The following is a 17,768-nucleotide window of genomic DNA, read 5'->3' as shown; positions in this document are numbered from 1 at the left end:
AGTTGAAGTGCTCTCCTCCCTTCGCAGGCTCAGGAAGGAGATTCCTGCTTACCTTGCAGCAGCGGGCTTGACGCCACGGGTGCGCCTGACGACTGCCCTCCCGGCAGCCGGGATCGCCACGAGGCCGATCCGGTACAGGTGCAAGACGTTCCGGGCCGCGTTCCAGTCGGCATTCGCCGACCATCCGCAGTCCGGGTTCTTGCATACGAACGTGGCCTGGTCTTCGCGGCTGCCGGGCGTGACGAATCCGCACGCGGAGCAGCGCAGGGAGGTGTTCGGGGCGGGTACCTTGACCAGGGTTCCGCCGTTTCGGGCGGTTTTGTACGTCAGCAGTGTCACGGTGCGGCCCCACGCCTCCTGGCTGATGGAACGGTTCAGGCCGGACTTCTGCGCGACGTTCCTCCCCGGGTTCTCGATGGTTCCCTTGGCGGACTTGACCATGTTCGTGATCTGCAACTGCTCCACCACGACCGTGCCGTACTGCTGGGCGATGGCGGTGGTGGACTTGTGCTGCCAGTCGATTGCTCGGCGCGTGGCTCTTGCGCGGAGCTGCCTGATCTGGTCGTAGGTGACGTGCAGCCGGTTGGAGCTGCGCTCTTTCGGCTTGCGGAAGCTCTTGCGGTGCGCGGCGCGCTGTTCCAGGCGGAGCAGCTTGGCCTTCTCCTGCGGGTTCAGCCACTTGTCCCGGTCGGCGGTGCCGTCCGGGAGCCGGGCAGGTCGTCCGTGGTCCTGGTGGTTGCCGTCGGACAGCGCAAGCGGCAGTTTCACCCCGGCGTCGATACCGACCTCGGGACCCTGGTGGGGCTCCGGCTTGAGCTCAAGGGTCTGGATACGGAAGGCGATGTGCCAGCCGAGCCCGTCTTTGACCAGCCGTGCCCCGGTGATCCGATTCTCCCTGTCGGCGAGCTTGCCGACGGGGAGATCCTTGGTCCAGCGGAACCGGACACGGCCCACCTTGGGGATGTTGACCATGCCCCACCGTCGGTGTACTCGCTTGATCTGCAAGTCCCGGCCCTGCGGGATGTCCACCGACAATGCCGTGCGGAAGCGGGCCTTGAAGTTCGGCTCGTCCGCACGCCCGTCCCAGCAGTTCCGCCACGCCTGGAAGTACGTCTTGAGTACCGCCTGCGCGGCCTGCGCGGGCAGCACCGCGTACCAGTCGATCTCCTTGCGGGCCTGCCGCAACGCCTGATCCATGCGCGTCAGAGCGCGCTGACACTTCGGCGTCATCTGCCACAGGTCGTGGAGCTGATTCCACATCGCGCGTGCCGCGTGCGCCTGGTCATCCATGAGCCGGACCTGTGCGGGCGTCAGCGCCAGCCGGGCGCGGTGCCCGAACTGCCGCTTCTCCCACACGAGTTCACCCATGACCATCACCCTACTACAGTTGGCTTATGTCACCACGATGGAACCCAAATCCTGACGTACGCACCGGCCGTCACGTCGTCTATAACCTTCACGTCCACTTGGTATTCGTCACCAAGTATCGGCGCAAGGCATTCACCGACGCCATGCTGACGCGCACCGAGGAGATCATGCGCGACGTCTGCACCGACTTCGAGGCCGAACTCAAGCAGTTCAACGGCGAGCAGGACCATGTGCATCTGCTCGTGCACTATCCGCCCAAGGTCCAGCTCTCCAAACTGGTCAACTCCCTCAAGGGCGTCAGCTCCCGCAGGCTTCGCCAGGAATACGACAGCCACGTCCGCCGCTACCTGTGGGGCGGACACTTCTGGTCCGGCTCCTACTTCGCCGGATCCTGCGGCGGCGCACCGCTGACCGTCGTCAAGCAGTACATCGAAAACCAGCAGCGCCCCACCGGCTGAGGACAACACTGCGGACCCGTGCGAACGTGCGGCTCAGAGCAGCCCTGAGATGGCCTTCACCCCCGCCGTAAACGGCGGAGCACTGGCCAAGATCAAAGGTAGATGACCCCAGGGGCCACGAAGCCCGCACGAGCTGCGCCCGAAACTGCCGTGCTGTTCGCCGTGCGCCGGGCCTGCCTGCGCCCGCGTGCCGTTACTGATCCAGTTGCCATGCCGCCTTCTGTCCATCGCGGGGTATGCGATCCCTGGATCAGGCCCTTTGCTTTTATCGTCCCGCTCATCGTCAAGGAAGGTACATCCATGACACACATGCAGAACGCTCCCGCAGGCCCCACCGGAACGGCCGAAATCGTCGGATCATCTTCCTCTGGCAGCGCGGAAGAGGAGGAGATCAACGCCATCCTCGATGAGCGGGCCCGGCGCGCCAGACGTCGGTTGGAGAGGCTCATAGGGGTAGCGGCGACCGAAGGTAACGCGCTCGTCCCGCTGCGCAACGGCGACGAGATCTTCACGGCGATGCTGGACGGCATCCGCTCCGCGCGGCACACCGTAGACATGATGACGTTCGTGTACTGGAAGGGCGAGATCGCCCAGCGGTTCGCCTGCGCACTGGCGGACCGGGCGCGGGAGGGGGTGCGCGTGCGCCTCCTGCTGGACGGTTTTGGCAGCCGGCTCATCGAGAAGGATCAGCTGGAGGTGATGGAGCGGGCCGGTGTTCAGGTGGCCTGGTTCCGCAAGCCGCTCTATCTGTCACCGCTGAAGCAGAACCACCGCTGTCACCGCAAGGTCCTGGTCGTCGATGAGGAGACCGCGTTCACCGGCGGGGTAGGGATCGCCGAGGAGTGGTGCGGCGACGCCCGCACCCCGGACGAGTGGCGCGACACCCACGTACAGGTGCGCGGTCCCGCCGTGGACGGGCTGGCCGCAGCTTTCGCTCAGAACTGGGCCGAGTGCCACGACGAACTCTTCGATGACCGCGACCGGTTCATCAACCACGCCCCGCAGGGCAAAGCCGTCGTGCAAGTGGTGCGCGGCTCGGCCAGTTTCGGCTGGCAAGACATGCAGACACTGCTGCGCGTGGTGATCGAGTCTGCGGAGGAACGGATTCGGCTGGCCACCGCCTACTTCGCACCTGATGCCTACTTCATCGAGCTGCTGTGCGCCGCCGCACGCCGCGGCGTCGAGATCGAGATCCTTCTCCCAGGCCCGCACACCGACAAGAGGGTCTGCCAACTGGCCGGCCAGCGCTACTACGAAGACCTCACCGCCTGCGGCGTAAAGGTCTTCCAATATCAGCCCACGATGCTGCACACCAAGGTCATCACCATCGACAGAACCATGGCACTGACCGGTTCGACGAACTTCAACCGCCGCTCCCTCGACCACGACGAAGAGGTCATGCTCGCCGTCCTGGACCAGACGTTCACCGCCACGCTCGATGGCCATTTCACCGAGGATCTCGAGCGCAGCGAGCTCATCAGGCCCGGACGCTGGAAGCGCCGTTCGGCCCTCCAACGCGCCAAGGAAGCAGCCGTCGTACCCATCCGGCGCTTCCTCTGACCCGCCAGACCCGTCACCGCGGCAGTCCCACGGCGGCCAACTGCACCACCCGTGAGCGCTGAAGCCCCTTTTCCCGGCACATGGGCCTCAGCGTGGTCAGCCCCGGCCGCGGGGCTGTTGACGCCACGAGCGAAAATCCGGAAGGGACCACACAGCATTCTCCCGACTCGGGAGCCGGTCAAAGCCTTGCAGACTTCGCCCACAAGGGCGCCGAGGTCCCTCGGCGCCACAGCCCATTGGTCCCCGACACCGAGGGTCGCATCAGCAGCGTCTGAACTGAAACGTGCGAGGACCTTTTCCTCCTGGCCGAGAGGAATTCCTCGTTCTCAATGGTCACCCCGCAGAGAGTCGCGGGGACCGAATGACGCGACAGCGGTGGGGCGGACTCCTTGGGAGAGTCCGCCCCACCGCTGTCGCGTCATTCGGCCGGCTAATGTTTGCCGACATCCTTGATCTTCTCCTTCGCCTCCCGGGCGTCGCCCTTCTTGCGCTCGGCGCGGCCTTCGACGGTCAGACGTTCGTTGCCGACAGCACGTCCCGCGGTCTGCTTGGCGGCGCCCGTGACCTGCTCGGTCTTCGCCTTGGCCTTCTCGTTGGCAGTCAAGTCCGCTCACACTCCCTTGGCTTGGACATCATGTGCTGTCAGTTCGTGTGGCCACGGATCAACAGCGCAAACATGAGTGGCAGCGAATTCCCGGATGAATAACCACGGTATCCGATGCATGACCAGTGCGGGCACGGGCGTTCAGTGAGCTGCCATGGCGCGATCAAATACCCTTGCCGCTAAAAACCAAACGCATCTTTCACGCGTTTGCGTGAGTGAGACGAGGACACATGGCGGTCAGGAGGTTGATAACGATGGTTCCCCTGATTCTTGTTCTTCTTCTGGCTCTGATCCTCTTCGGCGCGGGCTTCGCGTTGAAGGCCCTGTGGTGGATCGCGGTCATCGTCTTGGTGCTGTGGCTGCTCGGCTTCGTGATCCGCCCGGCGGCGAGCGGCGGCCGCAAGGGCCGCTGGTACCGATGGTGATCACCGCCGACTGAAGACGGCCCACGGCGGATGCAGCACTGCCGCCAGGGCGATGGGCTGAGGGGTGGACCCGACCTGGGACGGTCAGGTCCACCCCTCTTCTGCGCACCTGCGAAGGATTACCCGCCCGCCAGGCCGACGTGCTCAAGCAGCAAATCGAAATTCCGCGGCAAGCGCGTTGGATCGATCGCGTGCAGAAGTGCCGTGCACGGAAGGCGGAACACAGCCCATGGGGACCAGCATTGGCAGAGTGTCCGAGGTGCCGTCCTTGTACTGGATAGCGTTGACGCTCTGCCTTTGGGTGGGTAGGGGGGAGTGTTGTGCGACGGGTCGGGCAGGTGGGATAACGGGGCGGCGCACCTTCCGATTGACGAGTTCGCAGAACGACGCAGAGAGGGGCTGAGGTCTTCATGACCACTCACACGGCGCCCGAGATCAAGGAGATGGGTTGTCACGACGCGCGCACCGAGGTCAGGGCAGTTGTGGAAACCGCCTGCCGGCTGCGCTCGGACCAGACCAGACGCTTTCGTGAGGATGCCCTGCTGGTGACCAGCGAGTTGACCTCCAACGCGATCCTGCACGGCGGCGGGCTCACCCGGTTCAACGCCCGCATAGAAGACGGATCCCTACTGGTGCAGGTGAGCGACCGGAGCATGACGGCGCCTCACCTCGTACGCCACAACCCCGGACTGCCCGGCGGCTTCGGCTGGATGATCACCCAGCGCCTCGCCTCACACGTCTCTGTTGACATCCAGCCCGACGGCAAGACCATCACAGCCATCCTCGCCCTGCCGTAGAGCACAGGTCGCTGATCACCGGACCCTCGGAAGGATCTTCCGGCTTCTGCATGCATGTTCGCCTCCATGCCGGGTAGTGGCGCCGGAACGGGGAGCAGCAGGCAAGCTCGGAACAAGCAGAAGGGGCGGGCGCATGATCACCGTAACGACGCAGGAGAAAATCCAGGTCGCTCAGGCTCAGGAGGACCTCGTCGAGCAGGCTTACGCCGACCCCTCTTCCATCGCGCCGAAGGATGCGCGCGAGATCGGCAAGCGGTTCTTCGGCCGGCTCGGGCAGCTGGAGGAAGGCACGCACGAATATCAGTACGTGCGCAACTGCCTGATCGAGATGAACCTCTCCCTGGTGCGGTACGCGGCTTCCCGGTTCCGTCACCGTGGCCAGGAAGAGATGGAAGACATCGTTCAGGTCGGCACGATCGGCCTGATCAAGGCGATCGACCGGTTCGAACTGACCCGTGAGGTCGAGTTCGCGACGTTCGCCGTCCCCTACATCACCGGTGAGATCAAGCGGTTCTTCCGCGACACCAGCTGGGCCGTGCACGTGCCGCGCCGCCTCCAGGAAGCCCGCATCGAGCTGTCCAAGGCCACCGAGGAGCTGCGCACCCGTCTGGGCCGCAATCCCTCCACGGCTGAGCTGGCGGAGCTGATGCAGTTGGAGCCGTCCGAGGTCGCTCAGGCGCAGATGGCGTCCAACGGCTACAACGCCTCGTCCCTGGATGCCTCGGTGATGAGCGCAGGTGAGGAGTCCGACGCCGCGCTGGCCGATTTCATCGGCTTCGAAGAGGACTCCTACGAGCTCATCGAGAACTTCCACTCCCTGGCCCCGCTCATCGCCGGCCTCGACGAGCGTGAACGCACGCTGATCCATCTCCGCTTCGTCGAGGAGCAGACCCAGTCGCAGATCGGCGAAGCACTCGGTGTCTCGCAGATGCACGTCTCCCGCCTGATCGCCCGCGTGGTGGCGAAGCTCCGCACCGGCCTGATGACCACCAACTAGTCCAGCCTGGCTCCTCGTGAACGCACCCCGCCTCCGGCACCACAAGTGCCGGAGGCGGGGTGCGTTCGGGGCACGCTGTGTGTCAGGGTGCTGCGCATGACATCAGGCAGAGCGAAAGTGCGTCTTGACCGGCGGGAACGTGTGACGGTGATCACGCCGTTCGGTGACGTGGACCTGCACAATCTCGCCGAGGTCGAGGAAGTCCTCGCACAGGTACTGTCCGACACGTCGACGGACGCAACGCTCCTCGATCTGTCGGAAGTGACCTTCGCCGACAGCACCTTCCTCAACCAGCTCCTCCAGACGCTCTCCGACCACACCTCGATTGCCAGGCCGCTCGTCCTCACCGGGCCCCTGCAGTCGGCAGTGCGACGACTGCTGGAAATCACCGGCACCGACACCATCCTGCCCCTCGCCGACACCGCACACGAGGGACTGCAGCAACTCCGCGCAGTCGATGCGTCCGCAACGAGGGGCCAAACACCCGCCGCTGGCATCTGACCATCATCTGGCCGAAAGCACGTGACTGCTGCTCAGGGCAGGATCAGTGAGTGACGGAACTGCTAGGCGGTGGCCGTCGCGGCGTCCGGGTGGATGGTGAAGACCTGATCCAGACCGACGATGCCCAGGATGCGGGGGGGTGTTGGCGGGTACCGCGGCGAGGGCCATGCCGCCGCCTTGTTTCATCCAGGCTCCTGGCCGACGGCATCCCGCCATCGCGAACCCGGCCACCATCCAGCCGGCGAAGAAGACCAGCGTCACCCAAGCCGCCTGGGACCTTGGCCTCGGCGGCGCCGGCCAGACCCTCGGCCGCACCCTCTACGCCGCTCTCGCCCGCCGCACCGCAGTAACCGCCCGCACCACGGCCTCATCGCACTGGGCGGTGCCACCACCGCCGCACTCGCAGCAGTCCTCGGTCCGTACGCCCTTCTGGCCGTGCTGTCTGTTGCCGCCGGGATGGTCCGCGGCAAGTGACCGTCCCCAGGAGCCACGTAGAACAGCTGCAGGACGGGACGGAGATCGAACTCGGAGTATGGCTGTCGAACACCAAGAACAGACGGGCGAAGCTCACCACCGGCAAACTCCGGCAACTCGCCGAACTCGGACTCCACTGGGCAGCATGACGCGGCTATGAGCGAGCGCCGCTGGCCGCCCTCGGCGTCCCGCGAGTTCCTGGACGTCGCCCTGCGCGCGGTGACGGACGACGAGCGCGATGGGTACGTGGCGCTCCTACGGTCCAGGCAACAGGCCTGCGGAGTTGGGCCGGTACGCACTGGCCGGGCCGCGGGCGACTGAGCACAGACAGCAGACGCCGGCCGGGGGCCTCTCGCGTGCCAAAAAGGCCACGGAGGCCGGCCACCGGCCGGCGTCTGCGCTCGGAACTACCGGGACTACATCGGGTCGATGCCCGGCTTGCCCGTACCGCCTGCGTGCTCGCTCTGCTCCTTGAGCTGGCGGGCCTTGTCCTTCAGACGCTGACGCTCCTGCGGGTCAGTGGCGCGTTCCGCGGCCTGCTCGAGGTCCTTAGCCTGGGCACGCATCTGCTGGATACGACCGGACTCACCTGCAGCGCTCATGATCACTCCTTGGGTGATGGGGAAGAGCTGGCCACACCAGAGAAACAGGCCTCGTCACCCCCTGCATCCCGTGCGGTCACCCACTGCTATCTACGCAGCTGGAACGCCCTCGCGGTGTCGGCAGGCAACAGCCTGAGGCGCGGCGGTGCCTCCGTGCACTGCGCATCCGTCAGATCGCCACGAGACATCTGAAGATCGATTCACGGGCTTGATCGATGCCCGTGTCCGGGTGGCAGCCTTGAGTCGCAACAGTCAGCAGATCTTGCCCGCCCTGGCCGCCGTGGCCCGCAGCAGATCCCGGAGGAGCGCGAAGTCGATCTTCTCCGGCCTACGGAAGCGCAGGCAGCCCTTGCCCATGTCCTGGCTCGCCAACTGCTCAGCGAATGCCTCGCGGACATCGCTCCGCAGCAGATAGATGGAGATGTACTGCTTCTGGCTCGCGAAGGCGATCTCCCCGTTCCCGTCCCGCTCATAGGCAGGCATCCCGTACGCCATCACCTCGGTAAATCCCTGCAGCTCGGCACGGCACAGCTCACGCAGTCGAGTCAGAGCCTCTTTGCGTTCCTCGGGCAGCTCGGCGAGGTAGCCGTCGACATCTTCCGCCTGGCTTTGCACCATGGCCCGAGCGTAAGCGACACGAGACATCGATCCACATCTCAAACACGTCCTACGCGGCCCGGTGTGGCCACCGCCTCCAGGAGCCCTGGGGCTCGCGTTCGGGCATGCGACCGGGGTGGGCGAGTCGGCCGGCCGCCGCCTGGGCAAGCCAGTCGGCCCACCGGCTGATGAGCTCGTCCAGGTCCCCGATGACTAGTAGGGTCAGGGACTGGCGCGGTGGCTGATGCTCCGTTTCCAGTCCCCGACCCTACTAGTGGGGCCAGTCCTGCCTGGCTGTCACCTCGCGTGCGATGCGACGCCACTGCCTTTCCCCGCCGGGCAGGGGCCAGGCCCAGGTGGGCTGCTGCACGGTGTTCAGGTCGTGGAGGCGGCTGACGAGCTGAGGGCCGGCGGTGGCGGCACCGTCCGGGACGGTGGGGCCGTGGACGACGCGGAGCTGCGCGAAGCGTGCCAGTTCGTACTCGTAGAAGCCCACGGCCTCATCAGTGCGCGCAGCCAGGTCAGCGCGCAGCATCGTGCGGTGCAATTGCAGCAACGGAGGATCGACGGACTCGGCGATCGCTGCGGCGAGCCGCGCGTGACCATCCAGGATGAGGTGGCAGTCCAGGCCACTGACCCACCACAACAGAACGGGTGGGAGCGTTCCGTCACGGGCTTGCTTGCGGTACGCCTTGACCCGGCTGTCGTCGGCAGCGGGCATCGGCCGCAGCGGGAGGATCTCCCAAGAGATGGAATGGTCGAACCAGTCGAGGTATCCGTCCGGGTGACCGCCGACGAGCATCGACCTCCAGTACTCGGCATGCGAGGTGTCGGTGTGGCGCCAGCGTCGAAGCGGACTCTCGCACGAGAGCAGCCAGCGGCCCTCGTGCAGCGGGCTGTCCGGTGCGTCGATGAGGTACTGCGCGAAGCGGTGAGCCCACCGTTCCGGGCTGCCCGCCAGAGCGCGCGCCACATCAGCACGCAGCGGCGGGACGAAGGTGCGGTACTCATCGGTGCGCCAGAAGTCCACGCCGTGGACGTGCTCGTCGACAACAGCGAGCAGCACAGGCCGCGACAGCTGGGAGACCAGCAACTGCGGCCCGGCACTGAACACACACAGCCCCGGCCGGTGGCGGTCTTGTACGTCCAGGGACACGCCCACCCACGTGCCGTCGTCCCGCGTGGCATCGCTGCGTTGCATGCCGAGAGCGTAGACGGCTGCTTCAGACGGACGCGCAGCTGGCCCCATTGGCAAGCCGACATGCTCCCCACACTCCACGAGCGGGTAACACCGGCGGACGTAGGCGCGGTGCTCGTTGGAGTCCCCACCCCGTTGAATGCCGGCGGGCGAGGAGCAGCCCTGGGCGATTTCAGCGGGCTCTTGCGAGGAACCCAGGGGCTTCGGCCCCGGGAGGAATCGCATCCTGTGGTGGCGATGCGCAGCATCGCAGTATCTGTGGTTTCGGCCGTGGGGCTGCCCGGCGGAGCCGGCCGGAGGCCGGCTGGTCAGGGCGTTTGCGCTGCTCGATGTACTGCTTGATGAGGGCGAGCGGCGCGCCGCCCGCGGAGGCGGTGAGGTAGGAGGGGTACCAGGAGGAATGTGCGCTGTTCGAATGCCGGTGCGTCAGGCGGCAGGTAGCGTCACGGTCGTGAAGTTAACCGTGCAGGTGAAGCTCCTGCCGACGCCCGTGCAGGCGGCGGCACTTGAGGAAACCCTGCACGCCTGCAATCAGGCCGCGACCTGGGTGTCCCAGGTGGCGTTCGAGAAGGACATCAAGCGCAACTTCGCCCTGCGTGAGCACACCTATACGGCGGTCAAGGACCGGTGGGGGCTCGGAGCTCAAGCGGCCCAGCACGTCATCAAGAAGACCTGCGACGCGTACACGACGCTCAAGGCGAACCTGAAGGCAGGAAACCTCGGCAAGCCCTCCTCCAAGCGCTACCGGCGCGCCGTCGAGAAACCGATCGCTTTCCGGCCGGAGGGTGCCCAGCCGTATGACGACCGGATGCTGTCCTGGCAGTACACGCAGAGCACGGTGTCCATCTGGACCCTGTCGGGCCGCATGAAAGAGGTGGCGTTCACCGCCGCCCCCGAACATTTGGCGCGCCTGGCCCTGTACCGCAAGGGCGAGTCCGACCTGCTGTACCGCGACGGCATGTGGTTCCTGATCGCGACCTGCGAGGTCCCCGAGGCCGAACTCAACACCAGCGTCACTCAGTTCCTGGGGGTCGATCTGGGGATCGTGAACATCGCGACCACCTCGGACGGTCAGATCATGGCCGGGCGCCGGCTCAACCGCGGGCGTCTGCGCGAACGCACCTTGCGGCAGAAACTCCAGAAGAAGAACACCCCGTCCGCCAAACGGCGCCTGAAGAAGCGGCGTCGTAAGGAGACGCGGCGGGGGCGGGACATCAACCACAAGATCGCGAAGCATGTGGTGGCCGAGGCAGAACGCACCGGTCGCGGAATCGCCCTGGAAGACCTCACGGGCATCCGCGCACGGGTACGGCTTCGCAAGCCCCAACGGGCCACCCTCCACTCCTGGGCCTTTGCCCAGCTCGGAGCGTTCATTACGTACAAGGCCCGCAAGGCAGGGGTACCGGTGGTACACGTCGATCCGGCGTACACCTCCCGCACCTGCGCCGAATGCGGGCACATCGACAAAGCGAACCGGGCCTCCCAGGCCCGCTTTGCATGCCGGTCCTGCGGTGTCGTTGCACACGCGGACTGGAACGGCTCCCGCAACATCCGTCACCGTGCGGAAGAGTTGTGGCGACGCGGGGTGCAGTCAACTGCCCCAGACCCACCCCCGAACACCGGGCGTGGGACAGGACGCAAACGCAGCACCACAGCCCGTGGTGCCCGTTGCGCAAGGCCCGGGACCTTTCAGTCCCGGGTCGTTGACCGAGTGAACAGCTCGGGGTTCTTGCGGACGAAATCGGCTACTCCTGCAGCGGACCGCCCGGTTACCTCTGCCATGCCGTCTGCCTGGCGGTCATAGCGGCCGGCCACGTGCAGGCGAGCCATGGTGGAGATGTGCTGGAGGATATGGTCCGGCAGTCCCAGCGCGCCGAGATCGTTGTCGAGCCATTCCTGCAACGGGACGTCGGTGTAGCCGACCGTGCGGTGCAAAGCATCGGAAATCTCCGTGGCCAAAGCGGCGATGTCCTGCGATCGGGGACCCGTCAGCTCATAGGTCCGGCCGATGCGCCCGGCCGGATTGGCCAGAATCTCCTCGACGACCGCGGCAACGTCACCGGCCGCGATCGGGGAGGTTTTCGCCTTGCCGAAGGGCCACCTGATGGTGCCGTCCTTGGTGATCGAGGAAAACACGGTCTGGAAGAGCGGGTTCTCCATGAAGACGGTGGGCCTGACCTGGACCACGGGCAGGCCTGACCAGTCGAGAACCTGCTCGACCAGCCACTGCTGACGATGCTGATGCGACTCGGAGCCGCTGGTGGCGTCCATCTCGGAGACGGTCAGCTGCGACATGTTCACGAACGCCTCCAGCCTTCCGTGGGCGCGCGCGACCGCCGCCGTGGTCACGGCGGCCAGCAGATACTGCGCCGACACGGCCATGCCGAAATACATCCGACCGCAGCCGTCGAGGGCGTCGGCGACATCACGGGCACGCGTCAGATCTCCGACCACGACTTCGGCACCCGTCGCGCGCAGCGCCTGGGCACGGTCGTCATCCCGGTGCACCAGAGCACGGACCTGGAGGCCCCGGCGCCGTAGACCTTGGACCACGGTCCTGCCGACGGCCCCGACGCTGCCCGCAGCACCGGTCACCAGAATGGGCTGCATGCCTGCTTCCGGGCTGTAGTCCATAAGGGGCAGCCTGCGGCCCGCATGACCAGGGCGCAACCGGGGTGACGTCCAGCCCTGGCGAAGAGATCGGCATGCGTCCAAGGCCTGACCCGCTGGCCCATCCTCTCGCCCGCCGCCACTCCCGGGCACGCGGGGCAATGAGCCCGACGCATGCGCGGCAGCGCCGCAATCAGCGGCTTGGAGCGCAGCTCATACCGTGACGCCAGAGGTATCACCCAAATACAATTCATCTAACTATGCCCGCTATTGTTGGCAAAAGAGAGGTCTGACCATGGATGGTATTGCCGACATGGGAGGAGCCCCAGGCTGGGGCACCATGCATCCGCCGAGACAGGATGAACCTGTTTTCGCAGAACCCTGGGAGAGCCGGGCATTCGCGCTCGCGATCCTCTCGAACAGGGTGTCCGGGGGAAACCTGGACTCCTTCCGGCACGCGCTGGAGCGCCTGGACCGAGCGCACTACATCGACGACGGCTACTACGGGCGCTGGCTCAACGCCGGAGAGCTGAGACTCCTCGACAGCGCCATCCTGGCTCCTGGTGCGGTCGACGCCCGCGCCCGCAACCTCCGCGGCGAGCACGTGGAGGAGCCCCCGATCCCGGAGCCGGCCAAGCCCGACTACGCGCCGACCGCCGAAGGCACACTGCGCTTCCTCGGCACCGCGCCCGCCTTCGCCGTCGGCGAGCGCGTGCGCGCCAAGGACATGGCGCCGTCCGGACACACCAGACTGCCGCGCTATGTGCGAGGGCATGTCGGCGTTGTCGACATCATTCAGCCCGCCGGCGTGCTGCCGGACACCAACGCGCACTTCCTGGGTGAGAACCCGCAGTACGTCTACTCGGTGCGCTTCGACTCACATGACTTGTGGGGCGCCGACGCCGAGCCGTTCGAGCTCACCGTAGAAATGTTCGAGAGCTACCTGGAGACCACGTCATGACCACCACCGCCGGATCGGCCGAGCATCTTCCCCCGGCCCTGCGCACCGAGGCGCTCGAGCAATTGCTCACCGAGCGGGGCCTGATCGACCCGAAGGTGATGAACGGGCTCGTCACCACCTATGAGACCAACATCGGACCGCTCAACGGCGCAAAGGTCGTCGCCAGGGCCTGGACGGACCCCGAGTACCGTCGCCGACTGCTCGAGGACGGCACGGCCGCCATCAAGGAACTGGGCTTCGGAGGGTTCCAGGGCGAGCACATCGTCGTGGTGGAGAACACCGCGACCACGCACAACGTGGTGGTCTGCACGCTGTGCTCGTGCTACCCCTGGCCGGTGCTCGGCCTGCCGCCGAGCTGGTACAAGGATCCCGCCTACCGCGCCCGGGTGGTGAAGGAACCGCGCGCGGTGCTGTCTGAGTTGGGACTCGAGCTGGCCGACGATGTACGGATCACCGTCCGCGACTCCACCAGCGAGGTGCGCTGGCTGGTACTGCCCGAGCAGCCGTCCGGCACCGAGCATCTGGCCGAGGAAGAACTCGTGCCTCTGGTGACGAGGGACGCAATGGTTGGCGTGGCCAAGGTGGCGGCACCATGACCGCACCTCTGGACATCGAGGGCCCCGCCGCACCGCCCCGCTCCAACGGCGAGCTGGTGTTCGCCGAGCCGTGGGAGAGCCGTGCCTTCGGGATGGCCGTCACCCTGTACGACGCGGGAGCGTTCAGCTGGCCGGAATTCCAGGCCGCACTGATCGCCCGGATCGCCGCCTGGGAAGCCTCGGCGGAGCGGGACGAACCGTACAACTACTACGGGCTCTGGCTGGCCGCCCTGGAGGATGTGCTCACGGGCTTGTGCGCAGTGTCCACGGACGAGGTCATCACACGTGCCCAATCCCTGGCCCAACGCCTCCCTGGCCACGACCACCGTGACCACACCGGCCACCACGACCACCCGCACTGACCGCAGCGCACTCCCGGTGTTCTCCCCGCCGACTTGTCGGCGCGCCCTTGGGAGGCCGGCCAAGCAACCGAGCGCAGGAAGTCTCAACTCCCCTGCCCGTCCACCAGATTCCGCACTTCGCCCGAGCTGGCAGATTCCCAGCTCGCCAGCGTCGTCTCGTTGATCCCCAGGTCCTCCGCGGCCTCGGGGACCGGCTTCCCGGCCTCCGTCACGATGCGTACCGCCCCCTCACGAGACTCCGCCGTGAACACTCGACGCTCCTGCGCCATGACAACCAACATCCCCTGCTGTCACGGACTCCACGCTGCGAGGGGAACCTCAGCTGGATGTCTCCCCTCGCAGTACCCGAACCGCGTCCTCGCACGCCGGGGAGCCTGGACACACGAGCGGTACCGACCGGGCGTGCTTGGATGGACCCGTGGCCCAGACAATCGATACACCGTTCGTCGGCCGGGCAGACGAACTCGCCCGGCTCACCGGCGTGCTGGAGCGGGCCGCGGCCGGCGACCCGCGCGCCGTCCTCGTGGCCGGGGACGCTGGCGTCGGTAAGACCCGCACGCTGACGGTGGCTGCGGCGCACGCCGCAGCCACCGGCATGACCGTCTTGACCGGCCGCTGCGTGGACCTCGGGGACGTCGGCCTGCCATACCTCCCGTTCACGGAGATCCTCGGCGCTGCGGCCGCCGACGAACGGTTTGCCCCGGCCTTCGCCGCGTACCCGGCGGTGGAGCGCCTGATCGGCACAGATGCGGCTGCCGGCCCCGCGGCCGACGCAGGCAGCCGCCTCCAGCTCTTTGAGGGCATCGCTGGACTCCTCGCCGACCTAACGGCCCTGACCCCGCTTCTCCTGGTCATCGAGGACCTCCACTGGGCGGATCAGTCTTCTCGCGACCTGCTCCGCTTTCTGCTCAGCCGGGGTGTCCTGCAGCGGCCCACGCCTGGCGGCCCGCGCCACCGGCTCGCGGTCTTCGCCTCGTACCGCGCGGACGATCTGCACCGCCGTCACCCGCTGCGGCCTCTGCTCGCCGAGTTGGTCAGGCTGCCCGCCGTCGACCGGATGGAACTGCACCCGCTGGCTGACGCGGACGTGGCCCGGCTCGTGTACGCGCAACGTTCCGGCCCTGTCTCCGACAGCACGGTTCGCCGCATCGTCGAGCGCGCCGAGGGAAACGCCTTCTACGCCGAGGAGTTGCTCGCCGCGCTGCCCGAGGACGACGAGGGCGCGGACTCAGCCGCGCTGCCCAGCGGCCTGGCCGACGTCCTGCTCATCCGGATCGAGCAGCTGACCGAGACTGCCCAGCAGGTGCTGCGCACGGCGGCTGTGGCGGGGCGCCGGGTCGGGCACGACCTTCTGCGTGACGCCGTGCAACTGCCGCAGGAGGAGCTGGAGTCGGCGCTGCGCGAGGCGGCCGGGCACCAGCTGCTGGTGACCGACGACGACGCGACGTACTCTTTCCGGCACGCCCTCACCCGCGAGGCCGTGTACGCGGATCTGTTGCCCGGCGAACGGGTCAGGCTGCATGGGGTGTTCGCGGCGCTCCTCGCTGGCGAAGGCCGTTCGACGAACAGCGCGGCAGAGCGGGCCCATCACTCACGCGCGAGCCACGACCTGCCCGACGCGCTGGCAGCCTCCCTCGAAGCCGCCGACCACGCCCAGCGCCTCCGCGCACCCGCCGAAGAACTGCGGCACCTGGAGACCGCGCTCGAACTGTGGGCAGTGGTGGACGCCTCCGCGCACCCCGAGCACAGCGACCCGGTCACTCTCACCCTGCGTGCCTCGGCCGCCGCCGCACACGCCGGCGAACCCCATCGCGCGGTCCAGCTCACCCGCTCCGCGCTCGCGCGGGCGGGCTCGGAGGCAGACTCCGAACTTGCCGCCCGGGTGCGCTACACCCTCGCGGGCAACCTGATGCGGATCGACAATCTTCAGGCTGCGTTCGCGTACAGCAGCGAGGCGCTCGGGCTGATCCCGGCCGAGCCGCCCTCGCGCACCTGGGTGTGGGCGGCCGCGACGCACGTCATGGCGGCCCGTTACGTGGGCTGTGACGAGGACGCCGAACGTGTCGCCCGCCAGGCCCTGGACATCGCCGAGAGGCTCCGGCTTGCTGACGCCCAGGCCGATTTGGTGATATCGCTGGTCGGTCTCGAGGCGCACAACCGGCGTACTCCGCAGGGTCGGGAGCAGCTCCTCAGAGCCCGTGAGCTGGCCCGCACCGCCGGGAATCTCCAGGTGGAGATGCGGGCGCTGTACAACCTGGCGATCGGTTGCTACGAGTGCGGCGAAATGGACCCGTGCCTGACCTGGATCAGCGACGGACTCGACCGCGCCCGCCGTGCCGGCCTCCTCTCCTCGCCGTACGCCGTGGAGTTGCGCTATCTGCAATCCCTGCTGCTCTACACGCTGGGCCGCTGGGACGAGTGCACGCGAACGGCCGCCGACGACGTCACCCTCCTCACGGCCACGTCCGGGTTCGCGACCGCACCCGCGCTGTACGTCGCCCTGGCGCGCGGCGAGTTCGACGTGGCGGTCGGTGGCTCCCGTGCACTGCTCGACGGCCCCCCGGACTGGATGGCCTCGCTCGTCGCGAGCATCGTGCTGACCGACGCCGCGGCGCTGCGTGGTGACGCCGAGGACTGTGTACGGCAGATGGGCACCGCGGTCGACGCACTCACGGAGGGCTCGGGCTCCGACAGGCCCGACGCCGTGGTCCGGCTGGCCGCGCTCACCTTGTCGGCCGTCGCGGACGCGGCGGAGGAGTCCCGACTGGCTGGCGACGCGCCGAGCACCAGTCGCTGGACGGACACCGCGGCCGAGCTCGTGGAGCTGGCCCGGACCACGGCGGCCCACGGCGAAGACGGCACTGAGCAGGGACCCGAGGGCCTGGCCTGGCTGGCCCGCGCCCAAGCCGAGGGAGTACGCGCCGCCACCGGCCCGGACGTCGCCGCCTGGGAGCGGGCCGTGACCGCGTTCGGCTACGGCGAACCATACGAACTCGCCCGGTGCCGACGGCGGCTCGCGGAGGCCCTGCTCACCGCCGGCCGCCGCGAAGAGGCGGCCGAGCAGGCGCATGCGGCCCGGGACACGGCCGTGCGGCTCGGCGCCGTCCCGCTGCGCGAGGCGCTCGACACCTTGGTACGACGCGGCCGTCTCGCCAAAACACCGGCCGCCGGGGAGCGGATCGCCGACCTGACCGCCCGGGAGAGCGAGGTGCTGCGGCTGCTCGGCCAGGGGCGCACCAACCGCCAGATCGGCGAAGAGTTGTACATCAGCGGCAAGACGGCAAGCGTCCACGTCTCCAACATCCTCGCCAAGCTGGGTGCCGCGAGCCGTACCGAGGCCGTCGGCATCGCATACCGCGAGGGCCTGATCGAGCCGGAGACCAGCGCGTCGGGCTGAGTAGCCACAGCGCGATGCGCGATGCCCGGTACAGCCCACGCACATCCGGGCCACCTGGGCGGGACCGGGAGAAACAGGAAGCCAGGGATACTCGACCGAACCCCGTGCCGCTTAGCGGCTCAGGGTTCGGTCGAGAAGGCCAGGATCCTAGGCCTTCAGCCCGAGGTGCAAGTCGACGACACCACCGTCGCGCGCCGGTGGCAGAGCGTGCCTGGCGCGGCCACTTGTGGCACCGTTCAAGAGCCGCAGAGTGTCGTCTGG

General features: G+C 67.4%; 20 protein-coding genes and 2 pseudogenes. 14 read left to right on the top strand and 8 right to left on the bottom strand.

Annotated features, from left to right (window positions below; genetic code table 11):
* Window positions 1-48: 48 nt before the first annotated feature.
* Entirely contained in the window at window positions 49-1,368 is a 1,320-nt protein-coding gene (locus OG758_RS46170) for an RNA-guided endonuclease InsQ/TnpB family protein (RefSeq protein WP_326709690.1), read from the bottom strand.
* Window positions 1,369-1,394: 26 nt separating this feature from the next.
* Here OG758_RS46170 and tnpA point away from each other — a divergent pair, with 26 nt between their 5' ends.
* Window positions 1,395-1,826, top strand: a complete 432-nt coding sequence (tnpA, locus tag OG758_RS46165; RefSeq protein ID WP_266558385.1) for an IS200/IS605 family transposase — start codon at window positions 1,395-1,397, stop codon at window positions 1,824-1,826.
* A 300-nt stretch (window positions 1,827-2,126) separates the two neighbouring features.
* Window positions 2,127-3,386: a phospholipase D-like domain-containing protein gene (locus OG758_RS46160; protein WP_382060994.1), complete on the top strand. Its 1,260-nt coding sequence runs from the start codon at window positions 2,127-2,129 to the stop codon at window positions 3,384-3,386.
* Window positions 3,387-3,816: 430 nt separating this feature from the next.
* Here the strand turns inward: OG758_RS46160 and OG758_RS46155 are convergent, their stop codons facing one another.
* On the bottom strand, window positions 3,817-3,990 hold the full coding sequence (locus tag OG758_RS46155) for a CsbD family protein (RefSeq protein WP_326715397.1): 174 nt from the start codon (window positions 3,988-3,990) through the stop codon (window positions 3,817-3,819).
* 254 nt (window positions 3,991-4,244) lie between these two features.
* On the opposite strand from OG758_RS46155, the gene OG758_RS46150 reads away from it, so the two are divergent.
* The 7 genes and pseudogenes from OG758_RS46150 to OG758_RS46120 all read left to right on the top strand — a co-directional run bounded on the left by OG758_RS46150 (window position 4,245) and on the right by OG758_RS46120 (window position 7,505).
* Window positions 4,245-4,415 carry a hydrophobic protein gene (locus tag OG758_RS46150; RefSeq protein WP_266567468.1) on the top strand — a complete coding sequence of 57 codons (171 nt, stop codon included), beginning with the start codon at window positions 4,245-4,247 and terminating at the stop codon, window positions 4,413-4,415.
* A 410-nt stretch (window positions 4,416-4,825) separates the two neighbouring features.
* Entirely contained in the window at window positions 4,826-5,212 is a 387-nt protein-coding gene (locus OG758_RS46145; RefSeq protein ID WP_326715396.1) for an ATP-binding protein, read from the top strand.
* Window positions 5,213-5,345: 133 nt separating this feature from the next.
* The gene (locus tag OG758_RS46140; RefSeq protein ID WP_326715395.1) at window positions 5,346-6,209 is read left to right on the top strand and encodes an RNA polymerase sigma factor SigF; all 864 of its coding nucleotides are present in this window, start codon (window positions 5,346-5,348) and stop codon (window positions 6,207-6,209) included.
* 96 nt (window positions 6,210-6,305) lie between these two features.
* A complete protein-coding gene (locus OG758_RS46135; protein ID WP_326716256.1) occupies window positions 6,306-6,710 on the top strand; it encodes an STAS domain-containing protein in 405 nt (134 codons plus the stop codon).
* 253 nt (window positions 6,711-6,963) lie between these two features.
* A pseudogene (locus OG758_RS46130) lies at window positions 6,964-7,178 on the top strand (MFS transporter); the annotation flags it as partial.
* A 2-nt stretch (window positions 7,179-7,180) separates the two neighbouring features.
* Complete coding sequence (locus tag OG758_RS46125) at window positions 7,181-7,333, top strand: helicase (protein WP_326715394.1); 153 nt, start codon at window positions 7,181-7,183, stop codon at window positions 7,331-7,333.
* A gap of 7 nt (window positions 7,334-7,340) precedes the next feature.
* Window positions 7,341-7,505, top strand: coding sequence for a hypothetical protein (locus OG758_RS46120; protein ID WP_326715393.1), 165 nt, complete (start codon window positions 7,341-7,343; stop codon window positions 7,503-7,505).
* A gap of 95 nt (window positions 7,506-7,600) precedes the next feature.
* On the opposite strand, the gene OG758_RS46115 is transcribed toward OG758_RS46120, so the two are convergent.
* The 4 genes and pseudogenes from OG758_RS46115 to OG758_RS49240 all read right to left on the bottom strand — a co-directional run.
* Window positions 7,601-7,786: a DUF6381 family protein gene (locus OG758_RS46115; protein WP_326715392.1), complete on the bottom strand. Its 186-nt coding sequence runs from the start codon at window positions 7,784-7,786 to the stop codon at window positions 7,601-7,603.
* A 252-nt stretch (window positions 7,787-8,038) separates the two neighbouring features.
* On the bottom strand, window positions 8,039-8,404 hold the full coding sequence (locus OG758_RS46110) for an iron chaperone (protein WP_326715391.1): 366 nt from the start codon (window positions 8,402-8,404) through the stop codon (window positions 8,039-8,041).
* 250 nt (window positions 8,405-8,654) lie between these two features.
* The gene (locus OG758_RS46105) at window positions 8,655-9,584 is read right to left on the bottom strand and encodes a hypothetical protein (protein ID WP_326715390.1); all 930 of its coding nucleotides are present in this window, start codon (window positions 9,582-9,584) and stop codon (window positions 8,655-8,657) included.
* A gap of 304 nt (window positions 9,585-9,888) precedes the next feature.
* Window positions 9,889-9,975, bottom strand: a pseudogene (locus OG758_RS49240) (IS200/IS605 family transposase); the annotation flags it as partial.
* A 21-nt stretch (window positions 9,976-9,996) separates the two neighbouring features.
* Here OG758_RS49240 and OG758_RS46100 point away from each other — a divergent pair.
* A complete protein-coding gene (locus tag OG758_RS46100) occupies window positions 9,997-11,385 on the top strand; it encodes an RNA-guided endonuclease InsQ/TnpB family protein (protein ID WP_442810394.1) in 1,389 nt (462 codons plus the stop codon).
* On the opposite strand, the gene OG758_RS46095 is transcribed toward OG758_RS46100, so the two are convergent.
* Entirely contained in the window at window positions 11,271-12,215 is a 945-nt protein-coding gene (locus OG758_RS46095) for an NmrA family NAD(P)-binding protein (protein WP_326715389.1), read from the bottom strand. The genes OG758_RS46100 and OG758_RS46095 overlap by 115 nt on opposite strands.
* Window positions 12,216-12,486: 271 nt before the next feature.
* On the opposite strand from OG758_RS46095, the gene nthB reads away from it, so the two are divergent.
* From nthB to OG758_RS46080, 3 genes are read left to right on the top strand one after another with little or no spacing between them, the layout of a single operon-like run.
* Window positions 12,487-13,152: a nitrile hydratase subunit beta gene (nthB, locus tag OG758_RS46090; protein ID WP_326715388.1), complete on the top strand. Its 666-nt coding sequence runs from the start codon at window positions 12,487-12,489 to the stop codon at window positions 13,150-13,152.
* Window positions 13,149-13,748 carry a nitrile hydratase subunit alpha gene (gene nthA, locus OG758_RS46085; protein WP_326715387.1) on the top strand — a complete coding sequence of 200 codons (600 nt, stop codon included), beginning with the start codon at window positions 13,149-13,151 and terminating at the stop codon, window positions 13,746-13,748. The genes nthB and nthA overlap by 4 nt, the downstream gene beginning before the upstream one ends.
* Window positions 13,745-14,110, top strand: a complete 366-nt coding sequence (locus OG758_RS46080; protein WP_326715386.1) for a nitrile hydratase accessory protein — start codon at window positions 13,745-13,747, stop codon at window positions 14,108-14,110. Before nthA ends, OG758_RS46080 begins: the two co-directional genes overlap by 4 nt.
* 83 nt (window positions 14,111-14,193) lie before the next feature.
* On the opposite strand, the gene OG758_RS46075 is transcribed toward OG758_RS46080, so the two are convergent.
* Window positions 14,194-14,379 carry a transposase gene (locus OG758_RS46075; RefSeq protein WP_326715385.1) on the bottom strand — a complete coding sequence of 62 codons (186 nt, stop codon included), beginning with the start codon at window positions 14,377-14,379 and terminating at the stop codon, window positions 14,194-14,196.
* Window positions 14,380-14,528: 149 nt separating this feature from the next.
* On the opposite strand from OG758_RS46075, the gene OG758_RS46070 reads away from it, so the two are divergent.
* On the top strand, window positions 14,529-17,507 hold the full coding sequence (locus OG758_RS46070) for a helix-turn-helix transcriptional regulator (RefSeq protein WP_326715384.1): 2,979 nt from the start codon (window positions 14,529-14,531) through the stop codon (window positions 17,505-17,507).
* Window positions 17,508-17,768 lie beyond the last annotated feature (261 nt).

Origin of the sequence: Streptomyces sp. NBC_01474 (assembly GCF_035918215.1) — a bacterium.
GTDB classification, from domain to species: Bacteria; Actinomycetota; Actinomycetes; order Streptomycetales; family Streptomycetaceae; genus Streptomyces; species Streptomyces aureus.
Note: the sequence above shows the minus strand (reverse complement) of the source record. Positions and strands in the feature narration are given on the sequence as shown.

Bases quoted from the DNA above. Each gene is read 5' to 3' on its own strand.
- OG758_RS46095 (WP_326715389.1), bottom strand. From the start codon at position 12,215: ATGGACTACAGCCCGGAAGCAGGCATGCAGCCCATTCTGGTGACCGGT.
- OG758_RS46110 (WP_326715391.1), bottom strand. From the start codon at position 8,404: ATGGTGCAAAGCCAGGCGGAAGATGTCGACGGCTACCTCGCCGAGCTG.
- OG758_RS46140 (WP_326715395.1), top strand. From the start codon at position 5,346: ATGATCACCGTAACGACGCAGGAGAAAATCCAGGTCGCTCAGGCTCAG.
- OG758_RS46170 (WP_326709690.1), bottom strand. From the start codon at position 1,368: ATGGGTGAACTCGTGTGGGAGAAGCGGCAGTTCGGGCACCGCGCCCGG.
- OG758_RS46080 (WP_326715386.1), top strand. From the start codon at position 13,745: ATGACCGCACCTCTGGACATCGAGGGCCCCGCCGCACCGCCCCGCTCC.
- OG758_RS46100 (WP_442810394.1), top strand. From the start codon at position 9,997: ATGCCGGTGCGTCAGGCGGCAGGTAGCGTCACGGTCGTGAAGTTAACC.
- nthB (WP_326715388.1), top strand. From the start codon at position 12,487: ATGGATGGTATTGCCGACATGGGAGGAGCCCCAGGCTGGGGCACCATG.
- OG758_RS46150 (WP_266567468.1), top strand. From the start codon at position 4,245: ATGGTTCCCCTGATTCTTGTTCTTCTTCTGGCTCTGATCCTCTTCGGC.
- OG758_RS46120 (WP_326715393.1), top strand. From the start codon at position 7,341: ATGAGCGAGCGCCGCTGGCCGCCCTCGGCGTCCCGCGAGTTCCTGGAC.
- OG758_RS46135 (WP_326716256.1), top strand. From the start codon at position 6,306: ATGACATCAGGCAGAGCGAAAGTGCGTCTTGACCGGCGGGAACGTGTG.
- OG758_RS46160 (WP_382060994.1), top strand. From the start codon at position 2,127: ATGACACACATGCAGAACGCTCCCGCAGGCCCCACCGGAACGGCCGAA.
- OG758_RS46105 (WP_326715390.1), bottom strand. From the start codon at position 9,584: ATGCAACGCAGCGATGCCACGCGGGACGACGGCACGTGGGTGGGCGTG.
- OG758_RS46145 (WP_326715396.1), top strand. From the start codon at position 4,826: ATGACCACTCACACGGCGCCCGAGATCAAGGAGATGGGTTGTCACGAC.
- OG758_RS46115 (WP_326715392.1), bottom strand. From the start codon at position 7,786: ATGAGCGCTGCAGGTGAGTCCGGTCGTATCCAGCAGATGCGTGCCCAG.
- OG758_RS46075 (WP_326715385.1), bottom strand. From the start codon at position 14,379: ATGGCGCAGGAGCGTCGAGTGTTCACGGCGGAGTCTCGTGAGGGGGCG.
- nthA (WP_326715387.1), top strand. From the start codon at position 13,149: ATGACCACCACCGCCGGATCGGCCGAGCATCTTCCCCCGGCCCTGCGC.
- tnpA (WP_266558385.1), top strand. From the start codon at position 1,395: ATGTCACCACGATGGAACCCAAATCCTGACGTACGCACCGGCCGTCAC.